Source organism: Paracoccus subflavus (assembly GCF_004310345.1).
In the GTDB taxonomy this organism is placed as follows: Bacteria; Pseudomonadota; Alphaproteobacteria; order Rhodobacterales; family Rhodobacteraceae; genus Paracoccus; species Paracoccus subflavus.
On record NZ_SISK01000003.1, the window covers coordinates 269385 to 293669 of the forward strand.

Here is a 24285-nt window from a genome sequence, read left to right on the forward strand (position 1 = left end):
CAATGGAGCCGCTAAAACTGTGCGGACTTTCCCTCGCCGGGCGGCAGCCTGCCAGGGCGGAACCGGAGGGCCGGAAACCCCACAACGGCGCCGCCCGGCGCGGCGTTGCGACATGTGCACATTGCCGTGACAGCCTGGGGTTGTCTCGGGGAAAATTCAATTTGATATTTGTATGCCCATATGACGAACGGCCCGCTGCCCAGACTGCGGCCCTGCCCCCGGATGCCCTTTCTGTGGGGGCGCGCGGATCGGGCAGGGTTCCGGCACGACAGAGATCGAAACCCCCTGACCCGCGCCCGTCTGTCGTGAAATCTTCACGGAGATGTCGGCCAATTGAGACACAGCACTCCTATCAGCCCCGCAAGGAACGAAAGGGTTTCACGGTGCTGCAGGTCAGGAACGTCACGCGGGTTTTCGGTCGGCAGGCCGCAGTTGACGACATCACCTTTTCGGTCGACGGGCCTGCCTTCGTGGGGATCATCGGACGTTCCGGCGCGGGGAAATCGACCTTGCTGCGGCTGATGAACCGGCTGACCGATGCCAGCGCGGGCCAGATCCTGGTGGACGGGCGCGACATCCTGGCCCTGCGCGGCGCCGCTCGGCGCCAGTGGCAAAGCGATTGCGCCATGATCTTTCAGCAGTTCAACCTGGTGCCGCGTCTTGATGTGGTGTCGAACGTGCTGCACGGCATCCTGAACCGCCGGTCCACGCTGCAGACCATGTTCAACCTGTGGTCCCGCGCCGACATCCTGCGCGCGATCGCGATCCTGGACCGCCTGGGCATCGCCGAACAGGCGCCCAAGCGGGCCGAGGCGCTGTCGGGCGGCCAGCAGCAGCGCGTCGCCATCGCCCGCGCGCTGATGCAGGACCCCAGGATCATCCTGGCCGACGAGCCCATCGCCAGTCTTGATCCGATGAACGCGCAGGTCGTCATGGACACGCTGAAGCGCATCAACGTCGAGGACGGGCGCATGGTCATCGCCAACCTGCATACCCTGGACACCGCGCGGCGCTATTGCGACCGGGTGATCGGGATGCGCGACGGACGGATCGTCTTTGACGGCACGCCCGGCCAGCTTTCGACCGGCGCCGCCCGCGACATCTATGGCGCCGACGCAGACTTCAACGAGGCCGCGACCTCGACCTCGATCCCCTCCGATACGGCCCCGGACGACGCCTATGCGGCGCGGATGCTGGCCTGACCCCTTTCCCCGGCCGGCCCGGCCGGGGCATCAACCCCTGGAGAACCTATGAAAACCCTTGCCCTGGCGCTTGCCGCCACCACCGCCCTGTCGCCGATCGCCGCCGCCGCGCAGGAGATCACCCAGTTCAACATCGGCATCCTGGGCGGCGAGAACGCGCAGGACCGCGTAACCTCGAACGAATGCTTCCGTGCCGCCATCGAGGAAGCCCTGGGCGTTCCGGTCAAGGTCTTCACGCCCGCCGACTATGACGGCGTGATCCAGGGCCTGCTGGGCGGCACGCTGGACATGGCATGGCTGGGCGCCTCGGCCTATGCCAAGGTCTATCTCACCGATCCCGAGGCCGTGACCCCGGTCCTGACCAAGCAGAACATGGACGGCTCGACCGGCTATTATTCCATCGCCTTTGCCCGCGCCGACAGCGGCATCACCTCGATCGAGGATGCCAAGGGCAAGACCTTCGTGTTCGCCGACCCGAACTCGACCTCGGGCTATCTGGTGCCGGCCGCCGAACTGGCCGAGGCTTACGGCCCGCTGGAAGAGTATTTTTCGGACGTGCGCTTTTCGGGCGGCCACGAACAGTCGATCGTCGCCGTCGCCAACGGCGATGCCGAGGCCGGGGTCAGTTGGGCCGACGGCCTGGGCGAGTGGGAAGACGGCTACAATTCGGGCGCCTTCCGCAAGGCCGCCGACTCGGGTCTGGTGGACATGAACGACATCGTCGAGATCTGGAAGTCGAAGCTGATCCCGGAAGGCCCGGTGGTCGTCCGCAACGCCCTGCCCCAGGACGTCCGCGACACGGTCACCCAGTTGACGGCCGACCTGCACGAAACCGACAGGGAATGCGCCTATGGCGTCGCCGGGGGCGAAGCCAAGGATTTCGTTCCCGTCGAACACAGCGCCTATGACGGCATCGTCGCCGCCCGCAAGCTGGAAGAGTCGAATAGCTGATCCCTGATCCAGGCGAACCGCGCCCCGAACCGGGCGCGGTTCCGTTTTTTTGACCCCCGAGGATTTCATGGCTGACACCGCCTTTGGACATGGCCGGACCGACGGCATCGCGCAGGTCCGGGCCGCCTATCTGGACATGGTGCGCCGCCGCCGCATGTATGGGGGCATCCTGCTGATCCTGTTCGCCGCCCTGATGACCGCAAGCTTCGGCCTTGCCCAATCGCGCAATGCCGGCGGCCTGGTGGACGGGCTGCCGATGGTGCTGTCCTTTCCGTCCGAGGTGATTTCCGAGGCCTGGGAAAATCGCGCCGAAGTGCCGGCCCTGATCGCCGAGCATGTTCCGTCGCTGGTGGAAACGGTGAACATCGCCGCCGTGTCCACCCTGCTGGGCGCCCTGGCGGCGGCGGCGCTGGCGCTGCTGTCGACGCGCGGTCTGGCCCGCTGGCCCGCGCTGACGCCCCTGTTCCGCCGGCTGATGGACGGGATGCGGGCCATTCCCGAAATCGTCATCGCGCTGATGCTGATCTATATTCTGGGCGGCGGTCCGGTTCCCGCCGTCGCAGCCATTGCGCTGCACACCGCCGGCGCCCTGGGCAAGCTGTTCTCGGAGGTCGCGGAAAACGCCGATCTGAAGCCGGTCGAGGGACTGACCTCGGTCGGCGCCACCTGGGGCCAGAGGATGTGGCTGGGCGTGGTCCCGCAGGTCGCGCCGAACTGGCTGTCCTACGCCCTGATGCGGTTCGAGATCAACGTGCGCGCCAGCGCCATCCTGGGCTTCGTGGGATCGGGCGGCATCGGCTATAACCTCAAGATCGCGATGCAATGGGGCCAGGGCCGCTATGACGAGGTGGTGGCGATCTTTCTGCTGCTGTTCGTCACCATCGTGGTGATCGACCGCCTGTCCGATCACGCCCGCACCCGCCTGGTGAAAGGCAGCTTCGCATGACCGATGCCCTGACGATGCCCTTGGGGGACCGTGCCGCACCGGTCCTGGCCAGCTTTGCGCGCCGCCGCCTGATGTCCTTCGCCGTGCCCGTGGTGATCCTGGCCTATCTTCTTTATGCGGCGATATCGTTCGACCTGCTGGGTCTGGCGCAGCGGGCGCGGATGGACAATGCCGCGATCCTGATGTCGGACTTCTGGCGGCACAAGACGCATGTCACGCGCGACAACCGCACCGGCGATCTGGCCGTCGCCGTCGAGGGCGAGGTCAAGGGGGCCTACCCCAAGGGCCGGCTGCCCGATTTCGTGACCGTCGCGAACGGCGTCACCACGATCGATCTGGGCCAGGGCCACAGCGTTGTCTATGACGCGGCGGGGGCGCGTTATCATCACCCGGACGCGGGCACCATCGCCATCCGTCCAGACGGCAACCGCCTGGTCCTGACCGGGCCCGAGCCGCGCCCGGACTGGATCAACGCGACCGGCACGCGCGTCAGCATCACCACCGAGGCGGGCCGGCTTGCCTATACCCGCAGCAAGGTGGAAACCTTCCGCTATTCCCCCGGCTGGCCGCTGTTCTTTTTCACGCCAGACAGCCCCTTCGCCTTCATGAGCTGGCCCGAGCTGGGCGCCGCCGCGCTGTTGGGCGAACGCCTGGACCCCCGCACGCCGAACATCGCCGCGATGGCGCGGGATTTCTGGACCAACCCGATGTGGCGCCATGGCGATGTCGCCTGGGCCATGTTCGAAACCGTGCTGATGGCCTTTCTGGGCACGATGGGCGCGGCCATCATCGCGCTGCCCCTGGCCTTCGTGGCGGCGTCGAACATGAATCCGGTCGGACCCCTGCGCTTTGCGCTGCGGCGGGTCTTTGATTTCATCCGGGGGGTGGACGGGCTGATCTGGACCATCGTTCTGGCCCGCGCCTTTGGCCCCGGCCCGATGACCGGAGCCCTGGCGATCCTGCTGACGGACACCGGCAGCTTCGGCAAGCTGTTTTCCGAGGCGCTGGAAAACATCGACGAAAAGCAGGTCGAGGGGGTGCGGTCGACCGGCGCCGGGGCGATGCAGCGCGCGCGCTTTGGGGTGATCCCGCAGGTCACGCCGGTTCTGCTGAGCCAGGTGCTGTATTACCTGGAATCGAACACCCGCAGCGCCACCGTGATCGGCGCCATCGTCGGCGGGGGCATCGGGCTGCTGCTGACACAGGCGATCCAGACCCAGAAAGACTGGGAGGACGTGGCCTATTACATGGTCCTGATCGTCCTCACCGTGATCGCCATGGACAGCCTGTCGGGCTGGCTGCGCCGCAAGCTGATCAAGGGCGGATGATGACGCATCTGCTGGTGACGGGGGGCGGACGCGGCCTGGGCCGCGCCCTGTGCGACGAGGGGCTGGCGCGCGGATGGCGGGTGACGGCGACCGTGCGCCGGGCCGGCACGGCGCCCGCCGGCGCGGCCGAGATCGTCATGGACGTGACCGATGCAGGGGCGATCGCCGCGCTTGCCGGCCGGGTCGGGCCGCTGGATGTGCTGGTGAACAATGCCGGGATCATCGGTCCTGCGGCGCGCGCCATCGGCCCGCTGGACCCGGCGGCGTTCCTGGAAACCTTCCGCGTCGACACGCTGGCGCCTCTGGCGGTAACGCAGGCCCTGTTGCCCTGCCTAAGGACCGCGCCGACCGGCCGGGGGCGTGTGCTGGCGATCTCGTCGCAGATGTCCTTCATGGGTTATGCCAAGTCCGATCACATCGCCTATCGCGCCGCCAAGGCCGCGCTGAACAAGGTGATGCAGGGCCTGGCCACCGATCTTGCTGCCGAGGGAATCGCTGTCGTGCTGATCGACCCCGGCTGGCTGCGCACCGATATGGGCGGACCTCAGGCTGATCTGGAACCGGCCGAGGTGGCGCGCGCCATCCTGTCGGTCGCAGGTGGCCTGGACATGTCCCGCAGCGGCCAGTTCCTGCGCCACGATGGCACCAGACGCGATTTCTGAAGGCCGCACCCATGCCCAGACTTTCCGAAGCGGACCCTGTCCTGCATCCCGGTGCGGTGATCGCCAATTCCACCTTTGGCGGCTGGTGCGAGGTCGGCGCCCAGTCAACGATCCTGAATTCAGATTTCGGGGACTATGCCTATTGCGAACGGCTGTGCGATATCGCCAACACCTCGGTCGGCCGGTTCGCCAATATCGCCGCGATGTGCCGGATCGGGCCGACCGATCATCCGATGCAGACCGCCAGCCTGCACCATTTCCTGTATCGCTCCAGCTCTTACTGGGACGATGCGGCGGATGACGCCGATTTCTTTGCCGCCCGCGCCGCGCGGCGCACCGTGATCGGGCCGGACACCTGGCTGGGCCATGGCGCCATCGTCAAGCCCGAGGTGACGATCGGCGCCGGCGCCATCGTTGCCGCCGGAGCCGTGGTGACCAAGGACGTGGCGGCCTATACGATCGTCGCGGGCGTTCCGGCGCGGCCCCTGCGGGCGCGCTTTGCCGCCGATATTGCCGACCGGCTGCTGGCGCTTGCCTGGTGGGACTGGGACCACGCCCGCCTGCGGGATGCCCTGACCGATTTCCGCAGCCTGCCGGCCCAGGCCTTTCTGGACCGGTACGGCGGCTAGTCCGGGTTCACCGTCAGCGTCACCCGGTCGCCCGCGAACCAGGTCGTGCCGTATTCGACCGGCTGTCCGTCGGCATCGACATTGATCGCCACCGACCGCAGCACCGGGGCGCCCTGGGGCAGTTCCAGCGCCAGGGCCATGGTCGCGGGCGCGATCTTGGCGGTCAGGCGGGTCTCGGCCCGCGTGTAATCCGCCAGCCCGCATGTCGCCAGGCCGCGCGTGACCGAGGGGTCTGCCGCAAGATGGGCCAGCAGGTCCGGAAACCGAGCCGCGTCGAACACCGACCGGAATACCCCCAGGGGCCGGCCGTCGGCCAGCGACACGCCCTCGACCACGTGGACCGGCGCGCCAGGCGACAGGCGCAGCGCCTCGGCTTCCTTGTCGTCGGCAGCCCGCGTGTCCATCAGGGTCAGCCGGCGCGAGGCCGTCCGGCCCGAGGCCGCGACATTCTGGTGAAACCGCACCCGCCGCCCCAAGGGGTAATCGGTGGGGACCGAGGCGACAAAGACCCCCGCACCCCGCCGTGTCCGCAGCAGTCCGGCATCGGCCAATGCCCGTATCGCATGGCGCACCGTGTGTCGGTTGACCCCGAACCGCGCAGACAGTTCGGCCTCGGACGGCAGACGGTCGCCGGGGCGGTAATGGCCCGCCCCGATCTCGGCCTGCAGGGATTGGGCGATGGATTTCCAGATCGGCTGGCTTGTCATGGAAAATTCACAACTCCACGCTTGAGCCGCGTCCGGCCGCGCGCTATCACTTGTCTAGTTGTATAGGAAACTGGACAGGCTGGCAAGATGTCGAGGCCCGCAATGCCCCCCCTGATCGAAACGCGGCGCGACTGGATGGCGCTGCTGGCCAAGGCACCGCCCGCGCGGCTTGCGGCGCTGGCGCCCGACCTGCCGGCGCATGACACGCTGCGCGCCCCCGAAATCGGCGCGATCATGCTGGAAGGCCGCATCGGCGGCACCGGTGCGCGCTTCAATCTGGGCGAGATGACGGTGACGCGCTGTTCGGTTCGCCTGGACGCGGCAGAGGGCCACGCCTGCGTGCAGGGCCGGGACAAGGAACACGCCCGCCGCGCCGCGGTTCTGGACGCGCTGATGCAGGGCGGCGAGGCGGCGCGGATCCGCGCCGAGATCCTGGCCCCGCTGCGGGCCGAGGCAGCGGCCGCCCGCGCCGCCCGCGCCGAAAAGGCCGCCGCCACGCGGGTCGAGTTCTTCACCCTGATGCGCGGAGAGGACGGATGAACCAGCTGTCCGGCGGATTCGCGGACCCGGCCCGCGATGCGGCCCAGGCCTTTCGCGCGGTGCTGGAGGCGATGGCCCGCCCCGGCACGATCCAAACGGTTGCCGGCGGCCGGGTGCCCGGCCTGTCAGGGGCGGCGGCGACGGTGCTGCTGACCCTTACGGACGCCACCACGCCCCTGCACCTGGCGGGCGGTTTCGCGACCGACGACATCGGCCGCTGGATCGCCTTTCACATCGGCGCCCCGCTGGTCGCGGCCGGGGATGCCGTGTTCGCCCTGGGCACCTGGGACGATCTGCAGCCGGTGACGCGCTTCGGGATCGGCCAGCCCTCCTATCCCGACCGCTCGGCCACCCTGATCGTGGAAACCGCAGATCTGTCAAACCAGGGGCCGCGCCTGACCGGGCCCGGCATCCGGGACAGCATCCGCCTGTCGCTGCCCGAAACGGATGCCTTTCGGGCGAACCGGGCGCTGTTTCCGCTGGGCTTCGACACGATCCTGACCTGCGGCGACCGTCTTGCCGCCCTGCCCCGCACCACCATCGTGGAGGATGTCTGATGTATGTCGCCGTCAAGGGCGGGGAACGCGCCATCGACGCGGCCCATGCCTGGCTGGCCGAGGAACGGCGCGGCGACCCCGCCGTGCCGCACCTGTCGGTTCCCCAGATCCGCGAACAGATGGCCCTGGCGGTGGACCGGGTGATGGCCGAAGGGTCGCTTTATGATCCCGACCTGGCGGCGCTGGCGATCAAGCAGGCGCGGGGCGACCTGATCGAGGCCGTGTTCCTGATCCGCGCCTATCGCACGACCCTGCCGCGCTTTGCGTCGTCGCGGCCCATGGACACCAGCGCCATGGCGGTGGACCGGCGTGTATCGGCCACGTTCAAGGATCTGCCCGGCGGGCAGGTGCTGGGGCCGACCTTCGACTATACCCACCGGCTGCTGGATTTCGCGCTGCTGGCCGAAACCGGGGTGCCGCCCGCCCCGACCGCCCCCGCGCCGGCCGAGGCCATGCCCCATGTCACCGGCCTTCTGGACCGCGACAACCTGATCGAACCCGAACCGCGCTGCGACGATGCGCCCGGCGACCTGACCCGCAGCCCTTTGGAACTGCCCGCCGACCGGGCGCTGCGCCTGCAATCGCTGGCGCGGGGGGACGAGGGGTTCGTGCTGTCGCTGGCCTATTCGACCCAGCGGGGATACGGACGCACCCATGCCTTTGTGGGCGAGCTGCGCATCGGCCGCGTCGCGGTCGAGGTCGAATTGCCCGAACTGGGCTTTGCCGTCGAGATCGGCGAGGTCGAGCTGACCGAATGCGAAACCGTCAACCAGTTCAAGGGGTCCAGGACCGAGCCGCCGCAGTTCACACGCGGTTATGGCCTGGTGATGGGCCAGTCCGAGCGCAAGGCGATTTCCATGAGCCTGGTGGACCGCGCCTTGCGCTGGCAGGAACTGGGCGAGGATTTCACCGGCGCCCCGGCGCAGGATCAGGAATTCGTCCTGTCACACTGCGACAACGTGCAGGCCACCGGGTTCCTGGAACACATCAAGCTGCCCCATTACGTCGATTTCCAGTCCGAACTGGAACTGGTGCGCCGCCTGCGGGCCGAGGCCACGGCGGCCTCGTGCCCGAAAGAGGCCGCGGAATGAACATCGTGTTCGACATCGGCAATGTCCTGATCCGCTGGGACGCGCGGTCGGCGTTTCCGTCGCTCGACCCGGCGGCGGCGGACGCCTTTCTGGAACGGATCGGCTTTTCGGCGCTGAACCTGCGCGGCGACGGGGGCGAAACCTGGGCCGAGATCGCGACCGCCATCGCCGATCAGGACGACCGGGCGATGTTCCTGTCCTATCTGCCGAACTATGCCCTGGCCATCGCGCAGTCGATCGAAGGCACCTGGGATCTGCTGGACCGCTTGCGCGAAGGCGGCCATGCCATTCATGCGATCACCAACTGGTCGGCGGAAACATGGGCCACCGGTGTGGCAACCCATCCGCGTCTGGGCACGGCCTTCGCCACCGCCATCGTGTCAGGCCAGGAACGGGTGCTGAAGCCCGATCCGGCGATCTTTGCGCTGCTCTGCGACCGCGCCGGGGTGGCGCCCGAGACCTGCGTCTTCATCGACGACAGCGAAGGGAATGTCGCGGGGGCCCGTGCGTTCGGCATGGACGCCATTCACTTCACCACGCCCAAAGCCCTGGAATCCTCCCTGACCGAAAGGGGCCTGCTGTGAGCGATTACAACTTTGCCTATCTCGACGAACAGACCAAGCGGATGATCCGCCGCGCCCTGCTGAAGGCCCTGGCGATCCCGGGATACCAGGTGCCCTTCGCCAGCCGCGAGATGCCGATGCCCTATGGCTGGGGAACCGGCGGGGTGCAGGTGACGGCGGCCTGCCTGACGCCCCACGACCGGCTGAAGGTGATCGACCAGGGCGCCGACGACACCACGAACGCGGTCAGCATCCGCCGCTTCTTCCAGCGGACCGCCGGGGTCGAGGTGACGGAACGCACCGCCGAGGCCACCGTGATCCAGACCCGCCATCGCATCCCCGAGCATCCCCTGACCGAGGGGCAGATCCTGGTCTATCAGGTGCCGATCCCGGAACCGCTGCGCTTTCTGGAACCGCGCGAGACCGAGACCCGCAAGATGCACGAGCTCGAGGAATACGGGCTGATGCATGTCAAGCTGTACGAGGACATCGCCCGGCACGGCGAGATCGCGACCAGCTATGCCTATCCGGTCCGGGTCGAGGGGCGCTATGTCATGGACCCCTCGCCGATTCCCAAATTCGACAATCCCAAGCTGGCGGGGAACCCGGCGATCCAGTTGTTCGGCGCGGGCCGGGAAAGCCGCATCTATGCCCTGCCGCCCTATTCGGACGTGGTGAGCCTCGATTTCGAGGATCATCCCTTTGTGGCCTCGAAGGCCGATCACGACTGCGACCTTTGCGGGGCGGGATCGAGCTATCTCGACGAGGTCATCACCGACGACAGGGGCAGCCGGATGTTCGTCTGCTCGGACACCGATTTCTGCAACTCCCGGCAGGCCGAGGGACATCGCGGCCGTCTTTCCACGGAGGCTGCGTGATGGACGGCGCGACCCTGACAATGCCGCTGCTGGCGGTCGAGGGCCTGACCAAGCGCTATGGTTCCCGGATCGGCTGCGCCGATGTCAGCTTCGACCTGTGGCCGGGCGAGGTGCTGGGCATCGTCGGCGAAAGCGGATCGGGCAAATCGACGCTGTTGTCCTGCCTGGCCGGGATGCAGGCGCCCGACACGGGCGCGGTCCTGTGGGAGGGCCGCGACGTGCTGGCCTTTCCCGAAGCCGAGCGCCGCCGCCTGATGCGGGGCGACTGGGCCTATGTCCACCAGAATCCGCGCGACGGGCTGCGGATGGGGGTCAGCGCCGGCGGCAACGTGGGCGAGCGGCTGATGGCGGTCGGCGCACGCAACTATGCCGCCATCCGCGACATGGCGATCGACTGGATGGGCCGGGTCGAGATCGGGCCGGACCGGATCGACGACCGTCCATCGGCCTTTTCGGGGGGAATGCAGCAGCGTTTGCAGATCGCGCGCAACCTGGTCACGGGGCCACGGCTGGTGTTCATGGACGAACCGACCGGGGGCCTGGACGTCAGCGTGCAGGCGCGGCTGCTGGATCTGTTGCGAGGGCTGGTGCGCGACCTGGGCCTGTCAGTGGTGATCGTCACCCACGATCTGGCCGTGGTGCGGCTGCTGGCGGATCGCCTGATGGTGATGAAAGAGGGCCGCGTGATCGAAGCCGGGCTGACCGATCAGGTTCTGGACGATCCGCAGCACGCCTATACCCAGCTTCTCGTATCCTCGGTCCTTCAGGTGTAACACCATGATTCATATCGAAAACCTGTCCAAGACCTTTACCCTGCACAACCAGGGCGGCGCGGTCCTGCATGTGATGGCGGGGGCGACCCTGCATGTCGGCCGGGGCGAATGCGTGGCCCTGACCGGCCGATCGGGGTCGGGCAAGTCCACCCTGATGCGGATGATCTATGGCAACTACCGCGCCGCGTCCGGATCTCTGCTGGTGGCCGGCCTGGACATGGTGACCGCCCAGCCGCGTCAGGTCATCGCGCTGCGCCGCGACACGCTGGGCTATGTCAGCCAGTTCCTGCGCGTCGTGCCCCGCGTGCCCGCCATCGAGGTCGTGGCCGAGCCGTTGCTGCGTCGCGGCGTCCCCGGCGGCCAGGCCCGCGACCGCGCGGCCACCCTGCTGAGCCGCCTGAACATCCCCGAACGGCTGTGGAGCCTGTCGCCGACGACCTTTTCGGGGGGGGAACAGCAGCGCGTGAACATCGCGCGCGGCTTTGCCCATGCCTTTCCCGTGATGCTGCTGGACGAACCCACAGCCAGCCTCGACGCCGCCAATCGCGAGGTCGTGCTGACCCTGATCGAGGACGCCAAGGCCGCCGGCGCCGCGATCCTGGGCATTTTCCACGACGAGGCGGCGCGCGACCGGATCTGCGACCGGCGGGTCGATGTGACGCACTTCACCCCCGGACTGGCCGCATGACGCGGCTGGTCGCGGTGGCCGGGCCGTCGGGGGCAGGCAAGGACACGCTGATGGCGATGGCCTGCGCGGTCCGTTCCGACATCCGCGCGGCGCGCCGCGTCATCACCCGGCCCGCCGATGCGGGCGGCGAGGATTTCGAAAGCGTCACCGAGGCCGAGTTCGCGCGCCGTCTTGACCGGGGGGATTTCGCGCTGCACTGGCGCGCGCACGGGCTGGGCTATGGTATTCTGGGCGATCAGTTGACCGGACCGGGCACCGTCCTGTTCAACGTCTCTCGGGCCGTTCTGCAACAGGCGGCGGCGCTGCTGCCCTCGCTTTCGGTGCTGGTGGTCACGGCACCGGCCCCGATCCTTGCCGCGCGGCTGGCCGACCGGGGGCGCGAAGACGCCCGGGACCGGGCCCAGCGGCTGGAGCGCGCGCGCTTTTGCCTGCCCGAGGGCATCCCCTTCCGTGAGGTCGTGAACGACGGAACCGTCGATCAGGGGCTTGTGCGCTTTCTTGATGCGCTTCAGCCGGTCAGGGCATAACGATGAACCAGGCGGAACAGTCCGTCCTCGGGCTCCTCGAACAGGCACAGATCGGCGATCACGAAGGGACGCGGAAGCACGGGCGCAAAATGCGCCAGCAGCACGGCCTGCGCCTGCATGGCCAAGGCGGCGGGAAGCCGGTCAGTCAGCGTCAGGTGAAAGCGGAACTCCTCCATCACGAAGGGATAGCCCCATTGGTCCAGCAGATCGCGCTGCCGCGGGGACAGGCGGTGGGGACGGCGGCGCGCGATCTCGGCCTCGGTCAGGGGTGCGCGCAGCGGGTCGAGGTCGCGCACCACGGTTTCCCCAAGCCGTTGCAGGGCGGCCGTATCGCCCAGGGGCACAAAGGCCAGGAACCCATCGAGATTCGCGATCCGCAGCCCCGGCATCGTGACCGGCTTCGACCGCGCGGCCAGCACCCGCAACGCCCGGTCCAGATCGGCGGGGGCGGCGCCGGGGGCCAGTCGGAAGGGCGGCTTGATCGTGCCGTGAAAGCCGTAACGGCGCGGCTCTGCGGTGATCTCGGCGGCGGGCAGCCCCAGATCGGGCTGCGTGCGCCTGTCGCCCGTTTCGGGATCGCGGCCCAGCCAGCAGGCGGCCCGATCGGCAAAGGCGCCGGGCCGGGGGGCGTAATAGACGGCAAAGCGTTTCGCATCAGGCATGGCGCACCCCTAACCCCGCACTGTCACATCCCTGTGACAGCCGGATGGCAATCAGCCCGATCAGGGGCCGGACAGCAAGACAGGACTGACAGATGACCGAGACGATCCTTTCCAATGCGATGCTGGTCCTTCCCGACCGGGTCATCCACGGCGGGCTGCGGATGGCCGGAGGCCGCATCGCCGAGATCGCCGAAGGGGCCGCCGCGGCGCCGGGCAGCATCGACTGCCAGGGCGATCTGGTTCTGCCGGGCCTTGTCGAATTGCACACCGACAATCTGGAACGCCATCTTCAGCCGCGCCCAAAGGTCGAATGGCCGCACCAGGCCGCCATCGTGGCCCATGATGCGGAACTGGCCTCGACCGGGATCACGACCGTCTTCGACGCCCTGCGGGTGGGTTCGGCCTTTGCCAGCTCGAACGCGGGCTATGGCGAATACGCACGGGCGCTGGCATCCGAGATCCTTGAGCTGCGGACGCGGGGGGCGCTGCGGATCAGCCATTTCCTGCATCTGCGGGCCGAAATCTGTTCGGAAACCCTTGTCAAGGAAATGGCCAAGTTCGGTCCCGACGACCGCATCGGCATCGTCAGCCTGATGGATCACACGCCCGGCCAGCGGCAGTTCCGCGATATCGGCAAGCTGCGCGACTATGTCATGGGCAAGAACGGATTGTCGGATGCCGAATTCGACGCCCATGTCGAAAGCCAGCAGGCGCTGAGCGAGCGGCTGGGCACCCTGCACGAGGCCGCCGCCGTAAACGAGGCGCGTCGCTATGGCGCGGTGCTGGCCAGCCATGACGACACCACCGCGGGCCAGGTGGCCGTATCTGCCCGGCATGGCGTCCGTCTGGCCGAATTTCCCACCACCGCCGAGGCGGCGCGGGCCTGCCGCGACCAGGGGATCGCCGTGATGATGGGCGCACCGAACCTGATCAGGGGCGGGTCGCATTCCGGCAATGTCGCGGCCCGCGAACTGGCCGAGGCCGGTCTTCTGGACATCCTGTCGTCGGATTACGTCCCCTCCTCCCTGCTGACGGCCGCTCTGATGCTGGGCGATCTGTGGGACGACCTGCCGCGCGGCGTTGCCACGGTCACGTCGGCGCCCGCCATGGCGGCGGGTCTGGCCGATCGCGGCCGGCTTGCAGTGGGGGCCCGCGCCGATGTCATCCGCGTGGCCCGGCTGGGTGTGGCAAGCGCGGTGCATGGGGTCTGGGTGCAAGGCCATCGGGTGTCCTGAGCCCCGGGCATCTGCGGGTAAACAGGCCGCCACCCGACCCGGGAAAGCCGTTGCCGCAGCCAAAGGAGAGACCCCGGCAGCTTCGTGGTCCTTGCACCAGGGCGATGCCCGACCGGATGCGCTGCCGGTCGCCCGGCGGGTTCCGGTCCGGGGCTGCGGCAGCCGGTCCGGATCAAGCCATGCGCGCAGGCGCCATCGCCGCGCGGACGGGCGATTCGAATGTCAGGCCCTGGGCGATCGCGTCGTCGGCAATCGCCGAAGGATCGAACGACAGGCGCGCGACAAGATCACGCAGTTCGGACACCAGATCCTGGTTCGGCGGTTCGGGGTTTTCGTTCCTGGGGGGCGGGCAGACCGGATTTCCGGCGCCTCCCAGTTGTTCCCAAAGCGCCCTGGCGCCGTCTGGCCGCACCGCCTCCTCAAGCTGCACCTCGATCATGCGGATGCGGCTGCCGTAAAGCCGCAGGTAGAATTCCTGGCGAACCGCCATCTCGAAGCAGTACCACAGCGCCAGCCCGACCTCGCCCATTTGCAGCAGCACTTCGGGATTGACGGACTTGAGGGGATAGCTGGGATGAAGATACCATTGCCAGGCGATGGTGATGTTGCGGAAATCGCCGCGCTGGACATAGCTGGCGCATTGTCTGGCCAGATCCCGTCGCAGCACGATCACCGTGCTTTCGCGGCGCAAACCGGACAGACACAGGTTTTCGATCAGCCCGCACTTGCCCAGCGTGTGATTGGTTTCGGCATAGAAATCCAGGGGCGCGATTTCCTGAAGCTTCCGTCTCCAGAACGCCTGCACCGTGGCGGTGTTGCCAAAGGCGTTGAACTCGCGCAGGGTCCGGATCTCGGGCATTCGCGTGCCGAAATCCCCGATGCCCAAAGGCTCATGGATCACCGTGCCGGCCTGATTCAGCCCAAGAAACGAGGCCAGCCATGCCGTCCCCGTGCGGCCTGCGGTGAGCGTGAAGATTTTCTGTGTCATGACTTACCGATGCAGACGACGTGTTCCGGCTGGTTGTAGCGAGCCGGGATGAAGAAATCCTCAACACCCGGACGGCGGCAGATGGCCTTGCGGGTCTTTTCCGGCCGCGCCCGCCGCGCGCGCTCCCGATCCGGCGAACAGATTTCCGGTCGGGCCCGGCAATTCGTCACGGATGGACCAGGGCCTTACCGGCGATTTCCTCGGCGGCGATGTGCCGGAACCGGTTTTCCGTGACGCGCAGGTCGTGCGCGATCATCAGGGCGGCCTCGTAATCGCGGGTATAGGCCTCGGTCGCGTAAAGCCTGGACGTCGCCAATCCTGCCTGTAATCGCTTCCGGACCGCCTCGCGTTCCGCGCGGTTCGCGATCAGCGCCTTGGCCTTTTCGTAATAATCCTTGTCCGACCCTGCCACCAGATCCGCAAGACCGGCGGCCCTGACCAGGCTTGCCCCGACGCGCGCCGCGAACTGCTGCCCCGGCCGGGTCAGCACGGGCAATCCCGCCCAGAGCGCATCGCTTGCCGTGGTATGGGCGTTGACGTTGAAGGTATCGAGGAACAGATCCGCATGGCGGTGCCTGGCCAGATGGGCCGCATTGGACATGCGGGGGGCGAAAACTACCCGATCGGGCTGGACGCCGCGGGCCTGTGCCTCTTGCCGCAAGGCGGGGGCGGCCCAGCTCGTCCCCTCGATCAGCCACAGAACCGTTTCGGGATGCTCTCGCATGAGCCGCATCCAGATGTCGTATTCCCGAGGCGTGATCTTGTAGGGATCGTTGAAGCAGCACAGCACCACGGCCCCATCCGGCAGGCCGTGATCGGCCCTCGTGCCGGCGTCGCCATCGATGGGCCGGCGATTGTCGTTGGGCTGGTAGCTTCCGGGAAGCCGGATGATCTTTTCCGCATAGAACGCCTCGGCCCCGCGGGGGATCACGGTGTCATCCGCGATGATGTAATCCCATGCCCCGGTCCCCAGGCTGCCCGGATAGCCCAGATAGTTGATCTGGAGCGGTGCCAGGCCCTGGGAAAACAGATTGACCCTGCTGCCCCCGGTATAGCCCTTGAGATCGATGGCAATGTCGAGCTGGAGATGCCTGGCCAGGGCGACGACCTCGGCATCGGTGCGGCTGCTGACCTCGTGCAGGCCATGAACCGCTGCCTTGACCCAGGATGCCGTTTCCGTATCCGCCAGGGGATTGAGGGCGAACATGTGGACCTCGAACCGGTCGCGGTCATGGTGGTCCAGGACGCCCCCCAACAGGAACATGGTGGCGTGCCGAGAGATATCGGCCGAAACATAGCCCAAACGGATGGGCCCCGGCCTTCGGGCAGGCCATGCCGCCGGCCGGTTGACGGGCCATTTGCGGCCATAGGTTTCCGACCGTTTCAGCGCCCGGGCCGCGTCATCCTCCATGCAGAGCAGGCACCAGGGCATGGCCGCGCTTCCCTCGATGCCGATCCTGTGCGCGAGGGCGGGAAACTCGGCATGGGCGGACCAGTCGGCCATCTTGGTCTTGCACATGAAGGCGAGGCTGCGCGCGGCCATGTCGTCCGGGCTGAACCTGAAGGCTTGCCGGTAATGGTGCAAGGCCTCGGGGAACAGGCCGGAGGTGCTGTGGAGATTGCCGAGGTTATGATGGGTGGAGGAATTGGCGGGATCGAGATCCAGCGCCCTGTCATAGGCGTCCCTGGCCTTTGCCCTGTCCCCCATCGCCAGAGCCAGGGTGCCAAAATCGTTGTAGAGATTTGATGTCTTTCCGATCTCGGCGGCCTTGCCCAGGGCCTCGGCCGCTTCATCCATCCTTCCGGCGGCCCACTTCATGTGCCCCATGAACAGAAAGCCCTCATGACGGTCGGGCCGCAGCCGGGTCATCTGCTCATAGGCCGCGGCTGCACCCTCGATCTCGCCGGTCTTCCGCAGGATGGCGGCAAGATGCTTCCAACTGTCATAATGCTCGGGCTCGATCTCGATCGCCTGGGTGACGAACCGGCGCGCCAGGTCCATCTCTCCCATGCGATAGGAAATCAGGGATGCGATGCTCCAGCCAAGGCGGTCCCCGGGGTGCAGGGTCAAAGCCTCGTGGCAGGCGATGAGCGCATCGCGATGGCGGTTGCCGGCCACCAGCCTGGACGCCTTGACGATGGCCTCGACGGCGATGGCCTTTCCGTCGCCGGACAGCCGGATGAGCGCAAGGCGCGCCGCCTTGTTGCCCGGAAAGCGCAGAAGAACCTCGCCATAGGCATCGCGCGCATCCGACAGTCTGCCGGCAGCCTCGAGCTTTCGGGCATCGCGCAGCGTGATTTCAGTGCCTTGATCCCGCATCCTGCCTCCTGACCGTTCGCCCGAGGCCTAGCAGAAGCGTCTTAATGCGGCGTGAATGCGTGGGGGCCATCCGCGCAGGACTTGCCGGCCCGGCGCCGCCACGGGCCTGTCCCCTGCATCTGCCGGAACGGAAAAAACAGGCGCCCCTTTCGGCGCGCCTGTTTGCTGCTGCGTCCTGTGGCCCTGGGGCTATTCGGCGGGAACGGCGTCCGGAACCTCGACCGTCTGGATCGGATGGGGCAGATGCGCCAGCATCTCTTTGGGGCAGACTTGCAGGAAGTTGGCCTTTTCAGCCGCCCAGTCCTGAAGAATCTCGCCCGCCCGGCGCGAGCCGGTTTCCCTGAAATGCCGCTCGACCAGATCCCTGAGCTGGTTTTCCCAATGGTCCTGCGTGACCGGGCACATCACCAGGGTGTCGGCGTTGACATAATCGCGCGCCACGCCCTGCGGATCATAGAGATACGCCATCCCCCCGGTCATGCCCGCGCCGAAATTGGCGCCGATGCGTCCCAGAATGACGGCCACCCCGCCGGTCATGTATTCGCAGCCGTTGCTGCCGCAGCCTTCGATCACCACCGTGGCACCGCTGTTGCGCACCGCAAAGCGTTCGCCCGCCCGGCCTGCCGCGAACAGGTATCCATCGGTCGCACCATAAAGGACGGTGTTGCCGATGATGGTGTTGTCGGCGGCGACCAGGGGGCTTGCCATGGGCGGGCGCACAACGATGATGCCGCCCGACAGGCCCTTGCCCACATAGTCGTTGGCGTCCCCTGACACCTCGATCTTCAGACCCGGCGCGGCGAAGGCGCCCAGCGACTGCCCGGCCGATCCGGTCAGACGGATCGTCAGGTGGTCGGGTTGCAGGCTGTTGCGCATCCCGAACTTCTGCACGATCAGGCTGGACGTGCGCGTGCCGATGGTGCGCAGCGTGTTCCTGACCGCATAGGAGAGCTGCATCTTCTCGCCGTCGGTAAAAAACCGCTCGGCGTCGCGGATGATCTCGGCGTCGAGCGTGTCCATGACGGCGTTGCGCGGGCGCGAGCGGTCATAGACGATCTTGTCGGCCCCATCCACGGTGATCAGCAGCGGGTTCAGGTCAAGATCGTCCAGGTTCGCCGACCCCCGGCTGACCTGGGTCAGAAGGTCGGGCCGGCCGATGATCTCGTCCATGGACCGCGCGCCGATCGAGGCCAGGATCTCGCGCACCTCCTGGGCATAGAATGTGATCAGGTTCACCACCTTGTCGGCGCTGCCGGTGAACATGGCGCGCAGGCGTTCGTCCTGGGTGCAGACGCCCACCGGGCAGGTGTTCGACTGGCACTGGCGGACCATGATGCAGCCCATGGCTATCAGCGCGGCGGTGCCGATGCCGTATTCCTCGGCCCCCATCATGGCGGCCATGACGACATCGCGCCCGGTGCGCAACCCGCCGTCGGTGCGCAGCGTCACCCGTTCGCGCAGCCGGTTCATCGCCAGCACCTGATGCGCCTCGGTCAGGCCCATCTCCCACGGCAGGCCGGCGAACTTGATCGAGGTCGCGGGCGAGGCCCCGGTGCCGCCGTTGTGGCCCGAGATCAGGATGATGTCGGCCTTGGCCTTGGCCACGCCCGCCGCGATGGTGCCCACGCCGCTGGACGCCACCAGCTTGACGGTGATCTTGGCGCGCGGGTTGATCTGCTTGAGGTCATAGATAAGCTGCGCCAGATCCTCGATCGAATAGATGTCGTGGTGCGGCGGCGGGCTGATCAGCGTGACGCCCGGCGTCGAATGACGCAGACGCGCGATCAGCGCGGTGACCTTCATGCCGGGCAACTGCCCGCCCTCGCCGGGCTTGGCGCCCTGGGCCACCTTGATCTCCAGCTCCTCGCAGGCGTTCAGGTATTCGGCGGTGACGCCGAACCGGCCCGAGGCCACCTGCTTGATCTTGGCGCAGGGGTTGTCGCCGTTGGGCAGCGGATGGCTGTGGGCCGGGTCCTCTCCGCCCTCGCCGGAATCGGATTTCGCGCCGATCCGGTTCATGGCGATGTTCAGCGTCATGTGCGCCTCGGGCGACAGCGCGCCCAAGGACATGCCCGGCGTCACGAAGCGCTTGCGGATGCTGGTGATGCTTTCCACTTCCTCGATGGGCACCGGCTTGCCCAGCGGCTTGATGTCAAGCAGGTCGCGGATGTGGATCGGCGGGTTGGCCCGCATGGCGGCGCTGTACTGTTTCCAGACGTCATAGGACGCCTTGTCGCAGGCCACCTGCAACAGCTTCATGGTGCTGGCTTCCCAGGCGTGCTTTTCGCCCGAGCGCCGCATCTTGTAGAATCCGCCCACCGGCAGCAGGTCGACACCGCCGCCGTGGAAGGCCTTGTGGTGCAGATCCTCCAGCTTGGCCTGAAGCCCGTGCAGCCCGATGCCCGAGATGCGGCTGTGCATGCCGGGGAAGTATTCCGCGACCATGGCGCGCGACAGGCCCACGGCCTCGAAGTTCAGCCCCCCGCGATAGGAGGAGATGACCGAGATCCCCATCTTGGCCATGATCTTGAGAAGCCCCGCATCCACCGCGTCGCGATAGCGGCGCATGTTGTCGATCAGCGTGCCCGGCAGCAGCCCGCGCTCGATCCGGTCCTGGATCGAATCCTGGGCGAGATAAGGGTTCACGGTGGTCGCGCCGCAGCCGATCAGCACGGCAAAGTAATGCGGGTCGATGCATTCGGCAGACCGCACGTTCAGCGAACAGAAGGTCCGCAGCCCCTTGCGCGTCAGCCAGGAATGGACCGCGCTGGTGGCCAGGATCATCGGCATGGCGACGCGATCCGGCCCCTGCCCTTCGTCGGTCAGGACCAGATGGCCCGCGCCCGACCGCACCGCATCCTCGGCCTCGGCGCGGATGCGCGCCAGGCCCTCGCCCAGGGCATCAGTTCCGGCATCGTCGGCAAAGGTGCAGTCGATGCGCGTCACCGTGTCGCCGAACATGCGGGCCATTTCCGCGAATTCGCCGTTGGCGACAAAGGGGCTTTCCAGCAGCAGAATCTCGGTCTGGGTGCTGCTTTCGTCCAGGACGTTCTTGAGGTTGCCGAACCGGGTCTTGAGCGACATGACCCGCGTTTCGCGCAGGCTGTCGATCGGCGGGTTCGTGACCTGGCTGAAGTTCTGGCGGAAGAAATGGCTCATCGGACGGTATTGCCGCGACAGCACTGCGGGCGGCGTGTCGTCGCCCATCGAGGCGATGGATTCCTTGCCGTCCTCGGCCATGGGCGACAGGACGTGCTCCAGTTCCTCCAGCGTGTATCCCGCGGCGGTCTGGCGGCGGCGCAATTCGTCGCCGCTGAAATGCGCCTGTTCGGGCAGTTCGCGCATGATGGCGTTCAGATCGACGACCTTCTCGATCCATTCGCCGAACGGCTGGCTGGCGGCCAGGCGGTCCTTGATCTGCGTGTCGTGATACAGTCTGCCGTCCACCATATCGACGGCGATCATCTGCCCCGGCCCCAGCGCGCCCTTTTCGCGGACGTTCATTTCGTCGATGGGGACCATGCCCACCTCGGATCCGGCGATCAGCATGTGATCGGCGGTCACGACATAGCGCATGGGCCGCAAGCCGTTGCGGTCCAGCCCGCCGCAGACCCAGCGGCCGTCGGTCATCGCCAGGGCGGCGGGTCCGTCCCAGGGCTCCATCACCGCATTGCAATAGGCATACATGTCGGCCCAGGCGCGCGGCATGTCGGTGGTGGCCTTGGACCAGCTTTCCGGCACCAGCATGGTCTTGGTCATCGGCGCGCTGCGCCCCGACCGCACCATCACCTCGAACACCGCGTCCAGGGCGGCGCTGTCGGACGATCCGGCGGGAACGATCGGCTTGATGTCCTCGGCCATGTCGCCGAAGGCCGACGACGCCATGCGGATCTCGTGGCTGCGCAGCCAGTTCAGGTTGCCCTTCAGGGTGTTGATCTCGCCGTTGTGGGCCAGCATCCGGAACGGCTGGGCCAGCCACCATTGCGGAAAGGTGTTGGTCGAATACCGCTGGTGATAGATCGCGAAGGCGCTTTCGAACCGTTCGTCCTTCAGGTCGGGATAGAATTCCGCGACCTGTTCGGCCAGCATCATGCCCTTGTAGATGATCGACCGGCAGGACAGGGATGCGAAATACAGCCCCGCGACCTGCGCCGCCACCGCCGCCTTTTCGATCCGGCGGCGGATGATGTACAACTCGCGCTCGAACCGGACCTGGTCGATGTCCTTTTCGCAGCGGATCAGGATCTGTTCGATCTCGGGGCGGGTGGCATTGGCCTTTTCGCCCAGAACGGCGGTGTTCACCGGGACGTGGCGCCAGCCATAGATGTAATGGCCCATGCGCAGAACCTCGGATTCCACGATGGTCCGGCAGGCTTCCTGCGCGGCAAAGTTGGTGCGCGGCAAAAACACCTGGCCCACGGCGATCAGCTTGTTCTGGTCGGGCTCGTGCCCCGTGCGGCGCACCTGGTCATAGAAGAACGGCACCGGGATCTGGACATGGATGCCCGCGCCGTCGCCGGTCTTGCCATCGGCATCGACCGCGCCGCGGTGCCAGATCGCCTTGAGCGCATCGATGCCCGACTGCACGACCTTGCGCGAGGGCTTGCCGTCGATGTTGACCACCAGTCCGACGCCGCAGGACGAATGTTCGTCGTCGGCACGGTAAAGACTGTGTTCGGCCATCCAGTCGCGGCGGGCCTGTTCCTGGTGCTGCCAATCCATGCTCATGAGCGGACCCTTTCGTCGGAAAGCTGCGTCAGCAACTGATCGCAGTCGAATTGTGGCTCTGTATCCCCGAATCCCCGTTCGCCGGGAAAGGCAAAGGTAACAGGACTGTCGTTGGTTTCCTGGCGCTGTCCGGTCCAGTCGGACTGCTGTTCGATGCCGCCATAGAACCGGCCCAGGTCGCGGCTGACGAACTGCTGGCCGGTGCGCTCGATCAGCAGGGTGCCCTGGGCGTCAAAGGTCCGCAGGCGGAACTGCGTCACCTCCAGCATCTGGCCATCGATCTCGACCGTCTCGCCAGTCAGGACATCCTCGCCCACATGGCGCAGGCGTTCGCCGGTGTTGGTTTCGGTCCAGAAGTCGAAATCGTCGCGGCCCGTGTCCAGCAGGGTGCTGAAGCTGGCATGGTCGCGCGACTGTTCGACCAGCAGATCGGTCAGGCCGGTATTGGGATCGCTGCTTTCGATCCAGCGGGTTTCCGCGTCGATGCGCGACAGGTGCCGCAATCCGTCTTGGCCGAATATCGCGCTGCGTTGATGCCCCTGGGGATCGGCCTCGCAGACGAAATACTGGCTGACCGAACAGCCGCGGTTCTGCACCGTGGTCTGCAACTGGCATCCCTGGGGAGGACGGAAATTCGCCGCATGACCGGGGGTTGCCGTCAGCAAGACCGCCAGCAACAAGGCCCCCCTCCATGCGCGTGATGCAGGATGATCCATGGTCCCTCCCCCTTATTCGGCTGCGACGCGGGCGGCGCCCGTCAGGTAGCCGGCGATGGATTCGGCGGCCTCGCGCCCGTCGCGGATCGCCCAGACCACCAGGCTGGCGCCGCGCACGATGTCGCCCACCGCGAATACGCCCGGCAGGCTGGTCTGATGGGTCTGGAAATTGGCCTTGATGGTGCCCCAGCGGGTGACCTCCAGCCCGTCCACGCCCCACAGTTTCGGCAGATCCTCGGGCTCGAAGCCCAGGGCCTTGATGACCAGATCGGCGGGTTCGTCGTAATCGGCGCCCTCGATCAGTTCGGGCGACTGGCGGCCCGTCACGTCCGGAGCACCCAGGCGCATCTTCTGGACGCGGACCTGGGCCACCTGCGGCAGGCCGTCCACGTCGGACTCCTGCGCCAGCTTGGCCTCGCCCGGGACATGGCCGACAAAGGCGCCGGGCGCGGACATCCAGACGAAATCGACGCCCTCCTCCTCGGCATTCTGCACCTCGCGCTGCGATCCCGGCATGTTGGCGCGGTCGCGGCGGTACAGGCATTTCACCGACAGCGCCCCTTGGCGGATGGCGGTGCGCACGCAGTCCATGGCCGTGTCGCCGCCGCCGATGACGACAACACGCTTGCCGCGCGCGTTCAGTTCGCCATCGTTGTAATCGGGCACCTCGTCGCCGAAATCGACCTTGTTCGAGGCTGTCAGATAGTCGATGGCCCGCACCACGCCGGGCGCCGCGGCATTGTCGATGTCCAGGTCGCGGGTCTTGTAGACGCCCGTAGCGATCAGAACCGCGTCGTGCTTGCCCCGGATGGCGTCGAAGCTGATGTCCTCGCCTACGTTGCAGTTCAGCACGAACTCGACGCCGCCGTCCTCGAGCCACTGGTTGCGGCGCATCACCACGTCCTTTTCCAGCTTGAAACCGGGGATGCCATAGGTCATCAGCCCGCCCGCGCGGTCATAGCGGTCGTAAACGGTGACCTGGAATCCCTGCCGGCGCAGCATGTCGGCGGCGGCCAGCCCGCCGGGGCCCGCGCCGATGATCCCCACGCTTTCGGACCGTTCCATCAGGGGGGCGGCGGGGCGGACCCAGCCGCGTTCCCAGGCGGTATCGGTGATGTATTTTTCGATGGAACCGATGGTGACGGTGCCATGGCCCGACTGCTCGATCACGCAGTTGCCTTCGCACAGCCGGTCCTGCGGGCAGATACGGCCACAGATTTCGGGAAAGGTATTGGTGGCCTGGCTGACCTGATAGGCTTCCTCCAGCCGCCCTTCGGCGGTCAGGCGCAGCCAGTCTGGAATGTTGTTGTGCAGCGGGCAATGCGACTGGCAATAGGGCACGCCGCACTGGCTGCATCGGCTGGCCTGCTGGGCCGCCTTGGCATCGGCGAATTCCCGATAGATTTCGTGAAAATCCTCGCTCCGTTCGGCTGCCGGGCGTTTCTCGGGCATCTCGCGCGGGGTCGAGACGAACGTGAGCATCTTCTGCGTGGCCATGGCTGCGCGACCTCTTGATCAGGGCTTTACGCTTTTCGATAAACCAAGGTCTTGTCGATTAAAAGTCAGCAATACTGACCTAAACAGAAGAAAACCG

General features: G+C 66.9%; 22 protein-coding genes. 15 read left to right on the top strand and 7 right to left on the bottom strand.

The features are described 5' to 3' along the window. Positions 1-383 precede the first annotated feature (383 nt). From phnC to EYE42_RS06380, 6 genes are all read left to right on the top strand, one after another. Entirely contained in the window at positions 384-1202 is an 819-nt protein-coding gene (gene phnC / locus EYE42_RS06355) for a phosphonate ABC transporter ATP-binding protein (protein WP_130990476.1), read from the top strand. 48 nt (positions 1203-1250) lie between these two features. Beyond that, complete coding sequence (gene phnD / locus EYE42_RS06360) at positions 1251-2153, top strand: phosphonate ABC transporter substrate-binding protein (RefSeq protein ID WP_130990477.1); 903 nt, start codon at positions 1251-1253, stop codon at positions 2151-2153. A 67-nt stretch (positions 2154-2220) separates the two neighbouring features. Further along, positions 2221-3099 (top strand): phosphonate ABC transporter, permease protein PhnE, encoded by an 879-nt coding sequence (gene phnE, locus EYE42_RS06365; protein ID WP_130990478.1) that lies wholly within the window; start codon positions 2221-2223, stop codon positions 3097-3099. After that, positions 3096-4427 (top strand): phosphonate ABC transporter, permease protein PhnE, encoded by a 1332-nt coding sequence (phnE, locus tag EYE42_RS06370; RefSeq protein WP_246020605.1) that lies wholly within the window; start codon positions 3096-3098, stop codon positions 4425-4427. The genes phnE (EYE42_RS06365) and phnE (EYE42_RS06370) overlap by 4 nt, the downstream gene beginning before the upstream one ends. Further along, positions 4427-5089 carry an SDR family NAD(P)-dependent oxidoreductase gene (locus EYE42_RS06375; protein ID WP_130990479.1) on the top strand — a complete coding sequence of 221 codons (663 nt, stop codon included), beginning with the start codon at positions 4427-4429 and terminating at the stop codon, positions 5087-5089. The genes phnE (EYE42_RS06370) and EYE42_RS06375 overlap by 1 nt, the downstream gene beginning before the upstream one ends. An 11-nt stretch (positions 5090-5100) precedes the next feature. After that, a complete protein-coding gene (locus EYE42_RS06380; RefSeq protein ID WP_130990480.1) occupies positions 5101-5718 on the top strand; it encodes an LbetaH domain-containing protein in 618 nt (205 codons plus the stop codon). Here the strand turns inward: EYE42_RS06380 and phnF are convergent. Then, positions 5715-6425, bottom strand: coding sequence for a phosphonate metabolism transcriptional regulator PhnF (gene phnF, locus EYE42_RS06385; protein WP_130990481.1), 711 nt, complete (start codon positions 6423-6425; stop codon positions 5715-5717). The genes EYE42_RS06380 and phnF overlap by 4 nt on opposite strands. 87 nt (positions 6426-6512) lie before the next feature. Here phnF and phnG point away from each other — a divergent pair, with 87 nt between their 5' ends. From phnG to EYE42_RS06425, 8 genes are read left to right on the top strand one after another with little or no spacing between them, the layout of a single operon-like run. Then, a complete protein-coding gene (phnG, locus tag EYE42_RS06390; RefSeq protein WP_211657902.1) occupies positions 6513-6965 on the top strand; it encodes a phosphonate C-P lyase system protein PhnG in 453 nt (150 codons plus the stop codon). Then, positions 6962-7522: a phosphonate C-P lyase system protein PhnH gene (phnH, locus tag EYE42_RS06395; protein ID WP_130990482.1), complete on the top strand. Its 561-nt coding sequence runs from the start codon at positions 6962-6964 to the stop codon at positions 7520-7522. The genes phnG and phnH overlap by 4 nt, the downstream gene beginning before the upstream one ends. Beyond that, the gene (locus tag EYE42_RS06400; protein WP_130990483.1) at positions 7522-8613 is read left to right on the top strand and encodes a carbon-phosphorus lyase complex subunit; all 1092 of its coding nucleotides are present in this window, start codon (positions 7522-7524) and stop codon (positions 8611-8613) included. Before phnH ends, EYE42_RS06400 begins: the two co-directional genes overlap by 1 nt. Continuing rightward, a complete protein-coding gene (locus tag EYE42_RS06405; RefSeq protein ID WP_130990484.1) occupies positions 8610-9197 on the top strand; it encodes an HAD family hydrolase in 588 nt (195 codons plus the stop codon). The genes EYE42_RS06400 and EYE42_RS06405 overlap by 4 nt, the downstream gene beginning before the upstream one ends. After that, positions 9194-10054 (top strand): alpha-D-ribose 1-methylphosphonate 5-phosphate C-P-lyase PhnJ, encoded by an 861-nt coding sequence (locus EYE42_RS06410; RefSeq protein WP_130990485.1) that lies wholly within the window; start codon positions 9194-9196, stop codon positions 10052-10054. The genes EYE42_RS06405 and EYE42_RS06410 overlap by 4 nt, the downstream gene beginning before the upstream one ends. Then, positions 10054-10827, top strand: a complete 774-nt coding sequence (gene phnK, locus EYE42_RS06415) for a phosphonate C-P lyase system protein PhnK (protein WP_246020606.1) — start codon at positions 10054-10056, stop codon at positions 10825-10827. The genes EYE42_RS06410 and phnK overlap by 1 nt, the downstream gene beginning before the upstream one ends. Positions 10828-10831: 4 nt before the next feature. After that, a complete protein-coding gene (gene phnL, locus EYE42_RS06420) occupies positions 10832-11515 on the top strand; it encodes a phosphonate C-P lyase system protein PhnL (protein ID WP_130990486.1) in 684 nt (227 codons plus the stop codon). Next, positions 11512-12042 carry a phosphonate metabolism protein/1,5-bisphosphokinase (PRPP-forming) PhnN gene (locus EYE42_RS06425; RefSeq protein WP_130990487.1) on the top strand — a complete coding sequence of 177 codons (531 nt, stop codon included), beginning with the start codon at positions 11512-11514 and terminating at the stop codon, positions 12040-12042. Before phnL ends, EYE42_RS06425 begins: the two co-directional genes overlap by 4 nt. Here the strand turns inward: EYE42_RS06425 and EYE42_RS06430 are convergent. After that, positions 12024-12704 carry a DUF1045 domain-containing protein gene (locus tag EYE42_RS06430; RefSeq protein ID WP_130990488.1) on the bottom strand — a complete coding sequence of 227 codons (681 nt, stop codon included), beginning with the start codon at positions 12702-12704 and terminating at the stop codon, positions 12024-12026. The two genes, EYE42_RS06425 and EYE42_RS06430, sit on opposite strands and share 19 nt — an antisense overlap. Before the next feature lie 92 nt (positions 12705-12796). Between EYE42_RS06430 and EYE42_RS06435 the strand changes: the two genes are divergently transcribed. Further along, entirely contained in the window at positions 12797-13939 is a 1143-nt protein-coding gene (locus EYE42_RS06435; protein ID WP_130990489.1) for an alpha-D-ribose 1-methylphosphonate 5-triphosphate diphosphatase, read from the top strand. Positions 13940-14111: 172 nt separating this feature from the next. Here the strand turns inward: EYE42_RS06435 and EYE42_RS06440 are convergent, their stop codons facing one another. The 5 genes from EYE42_RS06440 to EYE42_RS06460 all read right to left on the bottom strand — a co-directional run bounded on the left by EYE42_RS06440 (position 14112) and on the right by EYE42_RS06460 (position 24188). Further along, complete coding sequence (locus EYE42_RS06440; RefSeq protein ID WP_130990490.1) at positions 14112-14927, bottom strand: hypothetical protein; 816 nt, start codon at positions 14925-14927, stop codon at positions 14112-14114. A 166-nt stretch (positions 14928-15093) separates the two neighbouring features. Continuing rightward, positions 15094-17247: an O-linked N-acetylglucosamine transferase, SPINDLY family protein gene (locus EYE42_RS06445; RefSeq protein WP_130990491.1), complete on the bottom strand. Its 2154-nt coding sequence runs from the start codon at positions 17245-17247 to the stop codon at positions 15094-15096. Positions 17248-17436: 189 nt separating this feature from the next. Beyond that, positions 17437-21969, bottom strand: coding sequence for a glutamate synthase large subunit (gene gltB / locus EYE42_RS06450; protein WP_165455727.1), 4533 nt, complete (start codon positions 21967-21969; stop codon positions 17437-17439). Between the two features lie 2 nt (positions 21970-21971). After that, positions 21972-22652, bottom strand: a complete 681-nt coding sequence (locus EYE42_RS06455) for a hypothetical protein (RefSeq protein ID WP_130990493.1) — start codon at positions 22650-22652, stop codon at positions 21972-21974. 51 nt (positions 22653-22703) lie between these two features. After that, positions 22704-24188 carry an NAD(P)-dependent oxidoreductase gene (locus EYE42_RS06460; protein ID WP_130990494.1) on the bottom strand — a complete coding sequence of 495 codons (1485 nt, stop codon included), beginning with the start codon at positions 24186-24188 and terminating at the stop codon, positions 22704-22706. Positions 24189-24285 lie beyond the last annotated feature (97 nt).

Excerpts from the sequence above, each read along its gene's own strand:
- EYE42_RS06435 (WP_130990489.1), top strand. The coding sequence starts at position 12,797 with ATGACCGAGACGATCCTTTCCAATGCGATGCTGGTCCTTCCCGACCGG.
- EYE42_RS06440 (WP_130990490.1), bottom strand. The coding sequence starts at position 14,927 with ATGACACAGAAAATCTTCACGCTCACCGCAGGCCGCACGGGGACGGCA.
- phnK (WP_246020606.1), top strand. The coding sequence starts at position 10,054 with ATGGACGGCGCGACCCTGACAATGCCGCTGCTGGCGGTCGAGGGCCTG.
- EYE42_RS06405 (WP_130990484.1), top strand. The coding sequence starts at position 8,610 with ATGAACATCGTGTTCGACATCGGCAATGTCCTGATCCGCTGGGACGCG.
- EYE42_RS06425 (WP_130990487.1), top strand. The coding sequence starts at position 11,512 with ATGACGCGGCTGGTCGCGGTGGCCGGGCCGTCGGGGGCAGGCAAGGAC.
- EYE42_RS06380 (WP_130990480.1), top strand. The coding sequence starts at position 5,101 with ATGCCCAGACTTTCCGAAGCGGACCCTGTCCTGCATCCCGGTGCGGTG.
- phnG (WP_211657902.1), top strand. The coding sequence starts at position 6,513 with ATGTCGAGGCCCGCAATGCCCCCCCTGATCGAAACGCGGCGCGACTGG.
- phnE (WP_246020605.1), top strand. The coding sequence starts at position 3,096 with ATGACCGATGCCCTGACGATGCCCTTGGGGGACCGTGCCGCACCGGTC.
- EYE42_RS06430 (WP_130990488.1), bottom strand. The coding sequence starts at position 12,704 with ATGCCTGATGCGAAACGCTTTGCCGTCTATTACGCCCCCCGGCCCGGC.
- phnD (WP_130990477.1), top strand. The coding sequence starts at position 1,251 with ATGAAAACCCTTGCCCTGGCGCTTGCCGCCACCACCGCCCTGTCGCCG.
- EYE42_RS06400 (WP_130990483.1), top strand. The coding sequence starts at position 7,522 with ATGTATGTCGCCGTCAAGGGCGGGGAACGCGCCATCGACGCGGCCCAT.
- phnL (WP_130990486.1), top strand. The coding sequence starts at position 10,832 with ATGATTCATATCGAAAACCTGTCCAAGACCTTTACCCTGCACAACCAG.
- gltB (WP_165455727.1), bottom strand. The coding sequence starts at position 21,969 with ATGGATTGGCAGCACCAGGAACAGGCCCGCCGCGACTGGATGGCCGAA.
- phnE (WP_130990478.1), top strand. The coding sequence starts at position 2,221 with ATGGCTGACACCGCCTTTGGACATGGCCGGACCGACGGCATCGCGCAG.
- phnF (WP_130990481.1), bottom strand. The coding sequence starts at position 6,425 with ATGACAAGCCAGCCGATCTGGAAATCCATCGCCCAATCCCTGCAGGCC.
- phnH (WP_130990482.1), top strand. The coding sequence starts at position 6,962 with ATGAACCAGCTGTCCGGCGGATTCGCGGACCCGGCCCGCGATGCGGCC.
- EYE42_RS06375 (WP_130990479.1), top strand. The coding sequence starts at position 4,427 with ATGACGCATCTGCTGGTGACGGGGGGCGGACGCGGCCTGGGCCGCGCC.
- EYE42_RS06445 (WP_130990491.1), bottom strand. The coding sequence starts at position 17,247 with ATGCGGGATCAAGGCACTGAAATCACGCTGCGCGATGCCCGAAAGCTC.
- EYE42_RS06460 (WP_130990494.1), bottom strand. The coding sequence starts at position 24,188 with ATGGCCACGCAGAAGATGCTCACGTTCGTCTCGACCCCGCGCGAGATG.